Origin of the sequence: Flavobacterium restrictum (assembly GCF_007097245.1) — a bacterium.
GTDB lineage: Bacteria > Bacteroidota > Bacteroidia > Flavobacteriales > Flavobacteriaceae > Flavobacterium > Flavobacterium restrictum.
This window is the reverse complement of record NZ_VJZT01000038.1, coordinates 1-6,083: the sequence shown is the minus strand read 5'-3', so window position 1 is coordinate 6,083 and position 6,083 is coordinate 1. Positions and strand designations below refer to the sequence as shown.

Genomic DNA, 6,083 nt, shown 5'->3' with positions numbered 1-6,083 from the left:
GTAGACCTCGCAGGACGCATTTTGCAACAATTTGCCATTAGCAGCCGCACTGTTCCTGTAGACATGAGCCGCTACCCAGATGGGATTTATGTGGTGAATATTAAAACCAATGTGCAAAGTGATGGGGTTAAAGTGATTAAAAAAGGAGGGAATTAAAAAAATAAATTTTAAAACAATGAAAAAAATAATTATTATTTTATCACTTTTAATAAGTGGTTTAACAATTAGTCAAACCAAACAAAATGGAGATAATCTATTGCCTATCACATTTTCTGCCAGTCCAAATGCAGCTTCTCTCGGAATCTATGGTCAAATACCTGTGAATCTATACAATGGCGCACCAAACATCAACATTAACTTGTATAGCATAAAAGTTGATAATTTTGAAATGCCAATTTCTATTTCATATAATCTTTCAAGTGTAAAACCAGAAGAAAGACCAGGATGGATAGGTCTAGGTTGGAATCTAAATGCTGGAGGAGCGATAACAAGAATTGTACGGGGAGGCGTTGATGAGGTAATGGTTTCAAATATGATTGATCCAACTGTTTTTTCTTATTATGACCATTTCTCTGAACTTAATATAGTTAATTGGGATTCCGCTACAAAATTAGATGAATATACAAATTGGTTGCATGCAATTGCCCCAACAAAATTTGCGGCTTACCCTGCTCCTGATGAATTTATGTTTAATTTTAATGGACTATCAGGAAGTTTCTTCAAAAATCAGGAGGGAATTTGGGTAGTAAAAGCAAATCAAAATATTGATATTAAAATAAATGAAGAATTAAAAAGTGATTTTAAATTGTTTGAGGTAGGTAATCATATTGCAAATGACAAAGTATTTAACATTAAGAGAATCTTTTATGGATTTACTTTAACAACTGACGATGGTACCCAATATATTTTTGGGAAAAATCCAAATGCTATCGAATTTACTGCCTCGGCAAATAGTATTTCGGACAGTTACAATCCAAATTTTGTTGTAAAGACCTGGTATATAACAAAAGTAATATTGCCTAATAACAAAACAATTTCTTTTCAATATAAAACAAATTGCACTCCTGATTTATCTCAAGGAGACGTAACAAATAAGGCTGTTTTTAAACAATACATATCGTCAGATATTATGAAATATTGGACACATAACGTTTCTGGAACCTCATCATTAACAGAAGGTAGCTCGTCAGGGAATATGACAAATAAAATTTTAGAACGAATGTATAATGTTTATTTAGATAAAATAACTACTACGGATACTCAAATTACATTTAATAACTCCTTGTCAAACGATTTAGATTATGATTTAAATAACTCTCCTTGGGGGGCATATTTAATTGATTATGTTAAGCCTCTTAATGTTAGTTACCTACCTCTAAAACATTGGTACAAATTAGATGATTTTGTAGTTGTCAATACAATCGATTCAAAACAAATTTACAAAACGGCATTTAAGTATTTAGAAAACCCTACAAGTAGATTATTTTTGACTAGTATTGAAGAATCGGGAGCACTTAACAGCGTAGCTGATAAAAAACATTTTTTTGAGTATAACGCAATTGTTTTGCCTCCTTATAATTCATTAAAAATTGACCATTGGGGATTTTATAATAACAACAATTTTTTTACATCTGTTCCTCTTCCTGCAAATTCGCTTTATTACACAGACACTCAAATCAGAGATAATTATTATACATCAAGAAATCCAAATCCTGCAGTTATTAAAGCAGGGACATTAACTAAAATAATATATCCAACAGGAGGTTTTACGCAATTTTATTACGAACCTCACGATTTTTCAAAAGTTGTAGACAAAACCAGTACTGGGTTTACAATAATAAATGCAAATAGTTCAAACGAAATCGCTGGTGGTTTGCGAATACAAAAAATTATATCTGACCCTTTAAATAATGGAATTCCAATAACAAAAGAATACTTTTATTGCATAGATTATAAAAATATGAATGCTACATCAAGTGGTATTTTGTCAGGAAGGCCTGTCTATATAGAAGAGGCATCAGTACCAAGTATGCATTTTTTCAAATTAAGCAGCAATACGTTTAGTCAATTAAACGATACTAATGGGGGGCATGTGGGCTATACAAATATTGTAGAAAAATCACAAGACGGAAGTTTTATAGAATATACGTATTCTAATTTTGATAATGGCTCTATAGATAAACTGGCAAATCAATATTTATTTAAATATACTGATGCTGTTGGAAATGTTTTTGGGTACCCTTTAGATGATACTAAAAACAGTATTACTAAAAAGATTTCATTCAATAGTATGTCGTCAGAGAGAGGTAATATGTTGTCAGAAAAAAAATATAATTCGCAAAAAGTTATTGTTGAAGAATCAAATTACATCTATAATAATGATGTTAATAGATTTGGAGATAAAATTAGATCTATTGATTTTTCAGAAACTGTAATTGGCACCATACAAGATGGTGGAGCTGCTCTTGGTGGGCCAATTTTTAGTCATATAAAATCATTAACAAAATTGGCTGCTTATACTATATTTTCGCATCAAACATATTTGAAAAATAAAGAAACTATTTTATATGATTTGACAAACAATTCAAAAGTTTCAACAACAACAGATTACATTTATAGTAATAGTCTAAATCATCATCATTTAAAAAATACAATAACAACTACATCTACAACAGGTGAGAAATTTGAAAGTAAATATTTTTATCCGTTAGATCCTGAATTGGCAACAGAGCCTTTACTAAATAATTTTGTTTCTAACTACTTAACAGGGGTTCCATTAGTTAAAGAACAATACAAAGCAGGGGTGTTATTATCAAAAAACAAAACTGTTTACGCAAATGACGGTACTACAGCTAACCTATTATTGCCTAAAAGTATTTATGCTGCAAAATTCCCTAACATTCTTCCTAATCTAACTAATATAGGGCAACTTGAAAAAAAGATAACATATGACAAATACGCTCCTAATGGTATTATACTGCAATACACGCCCGAAAACGGTACACCAGTTGCTATTATTTGGGGCTACAATAAAACCCAACCCATTGCCAAAATTGAGAATGCCACTTATGCACAAGTAGAAGCCCTATCGGGTTTTGGTACAGGTTTCAGCATAGCGACCGCCTTAACTACGGCACAAGAAACGACTTTGCGCACGAGTTTATCTAGTGCTATGATAACCACTTACACCTACATTCCCTTGGTGGGCGTAAGCACCATTACGGATCCCAAAGGCGATAAGATTACCTATACCTACGACACTTTTAATAGGTTGCAAAGCGTAAAAGACAAAGACGGTAACATCCTAACTGAAAACGAATACCATTATAAAAACTAATATAGCGCACTATGAAAAAAATACTATTCTTTTTAGTTTTGTTTCCTATACTGGTTTTAGGGCAAACCCAAACCGAGAACTACATCAAAACCAAAACCTACAAAGTACCCACTGCAACTAGTATTGGTACACCAACCATTAGTCAAGCCAGTCAAAATGTAACCTATTTTGATGGCTTGGGGCGACCCATTCAGCAAATTGCCCACCAACAATCAGGAACGGGTAACGATCTTGTAACTCCAATTACTTACGACGGCTTTGGTAGGCAAGAAATAGAGTACTTGCCCTATGTGCCTACAACTGCGGCTTCGCTTGATTATAAAAGCACCGCCCTGACTGATGTTATGAATTTTGCTCCTTATTCAGGGCAAAATCCACTCTCTAAAAAACTCTTTGAATCCTCCCCACTCAACCGAGTCCTCAAGCAAGCCGCTCCGGGAGCAGATTGGGCTATGGGTTTAGGACACGAGATAAAACTCGATTATCAAACCAATGTTGCAAACGAGGTAAAACAGTTTGCTGTTACCACTACTTGGAATGCTACTTCAGGAATATTTGATATTGCACTTATAGACAATGGTACTTACTTAGCAAGCCAACTCTACAAAACAGTAACTTACGACGAGAACACCGCCGCAACACCCAGCGAAGCCAACGGCTCCACCGTAGAGTTCAAGAACAAGGAAGGACAAGTCGTGCTCAAACGCACCTATGATAACCTCATAAAACACGACACCTACTACGTTTATGATCAATACGGCAACCTAACGTATGTGTTGCCACCGCTCGTAACAGCTCCCGCCACGCAACTAGACGATTTGGCTTACCAATACAAATACGACGCTCGCAACCGCCTAGTCGAAAAAAAACTCCCTGGCAAGCAGTGGGAATATATCGTTTACGACAAGCTGGATCGTGTCGTGGCAACTGGGCCAGCGTTTTCGCCCTTTAGCGATACTGCCGCAGGAGTAGTAGGCTGGATGATTACAAAATACGATGTATTCAACAGACCCGTTTACACCGGTTGGGAACAAGCTACAACGGTAACTAGCACAGGAAGAGCAACAAAACAAACTACCATCAATGGGTTAGCTACCATAAGCGAAAGCAAAACGACAACCGCAACAACTATAGACGCCATTGCAGGAGTAGCCTATTATAGTAATGCCGTTGTACCTACCACTTTTAAGCTATTAACGGTCAATTATTATGATGATTATGCTTTTTTTTCCTTTTCGCCTGCCATCTCCTACACCACTCCTGTAGCCTACAACAACAGTACCCTAAAACCCAAAGGTTTACCCACGGGGTCGTGGGTAAGGGTACTCACAACACAAGCCTCGACCACAGCCGAAAGTAGTTGTATATTGTACGATGCCAAAGCCAGACCCGTACGCACCTTTGCCACCAACTACCTAGGCGGCTACACCCAGATAGACAGCAACCTCGAACCTTTTTCGGGGCGACTGAATTATACCGAAACCCGCCACAAACGCCTTTCTACCGATACCGAATTATACACAAAAGATAGTTATACCTACACGGCACAAGACCGCATAGCCACCCACACCCATCAAATAGGGACAGGAACACCGCAACTTTTAGCCGCCAATACTTACGATGAACTAGGGCAACTGATTGCTAAAAAAGTAGGCGGTACCGATGTTACAGGAGCAACAGGCTTACAAAAAGTAGATTATACCTATAACATTCGGGGTTGGCTCACGGGGATAAACGATATAAACAACCTTAATCAAGGCACAGACCCCAAAGATTTGTTTGGGTTTAAGATAAATTACAATAAAGTCGAGGGCGATGCTACAAAAGCCAACAAACTCTATAACGGCAATATAGCCGAAACCTATTGGAGTTCAGGCTCAGATGGCGTAGGTACAATTCGAGCTTATGGCTACAAATACGATAATCTCAACCGCCTCAAGGATGCAACCTACCAGAAACCAGGCAATGCAAACCCTGTGCCTAAATCCTATGACGAAAACCTAACGTACGACAAAAATGGAAACATCCTTTCGCTGTTACGAAACGGTGATCTAGACGGTGCTTTGCCGCCAAACAAGATAGATAATTTGGTGTATACCTATGCCTCAAGCTCTAATAAATTATTAAGTGTTTTAGATAGCAACAACAACACCAGCGGGTTTAAAGACGGCAATACCACAGGTGATGATTACACCTATGATAGTAACGGCAATATGATAAGTGACAAAAACAAGAATATTACCGCAATAGTTTACAATCATCTTAATTTGCCTACCAAAATAACATTTGCAACAAAAGGAACCGTTGACTTCTATAATATTATTTACAACGCTCTAGGGCAAAAAGTAGCCAAAGTGGTAACAAAATACATTGGGCGTGGAAGTGCGGTTACAACTACAGATTATTTGCAAGGCTACCAGTATAGCAACACGAGGACAGATTATGGGCCTGTTGCTGCAAAGTTACAATTTTTCCCAACTGCCGAGGGTTATGTAGATTGTAGTTCAGGAAATTTTAATTACATTTACAACTACACCGACCACCTAGGCAATGTGCGTGTAAGCTATGAGAAAGACGCCACAACTGGTTCATTGAAAATTATTGATGAGAATAATTATTATCCTTTTGGGCTAAAGCATAGTGGATATAATCCTATTGCTCCTACTCCTAGTTACAAGTATCGATATAACTCCAAAGAGTTCCAAGATGAGCTTTCTTTAAACCTATATGACTACGGTGCAAGAAA

Annotated in this window: 3 protein-coding genes; all 3 read left to right on the top strand. The window is 36.9% G+C overall.

Annotation, left to right across the window (positions count from 1 at the left end):
* A partial coding sequence (locus tag FNW21_RS16725) for a T9SS type A sorting domain-containing protein (RefSeq protein WP_144257733.1) occupies nucleotides 1–156 on the top strand: 156 nt, incomplete at its 5' end.
* Between the two features lie 19 nt (nucleotides 157–175).
* The gene (locus tag FNW21_RS15895) at nucleotides 176–3,337 is read left to right on the top strand and encodes an RHS repeat domain-containing protein (protein ID WP_144257732.1); all 3,162 of its coding nucleotides are present in this window, start codon (nucleotides 176–178) and stop codon (nucleotides 3,335–3,337) included.
* A gap of 11 nt (nucleotides 3,338–3,348) precedes the next feature.
* Nucleotides 3,349–6,083, top strand: a 2,735-nt coding sequence (locus FNW21_RS15890; protein WP_144257731.1) for a DUF6443 domain-containing protein, incomplete at its 3' end; no start/stop codon positions are given.

Excerpts from the sequence above, each read along its gene's own strand:
- FNW21_RS15895 (WP_144257732.1), top strand. The coding sequence starts at position 176 with ATGAAAAAAATAATTATTATTTTATCACTTTTAATAAGTGGTTTAACA.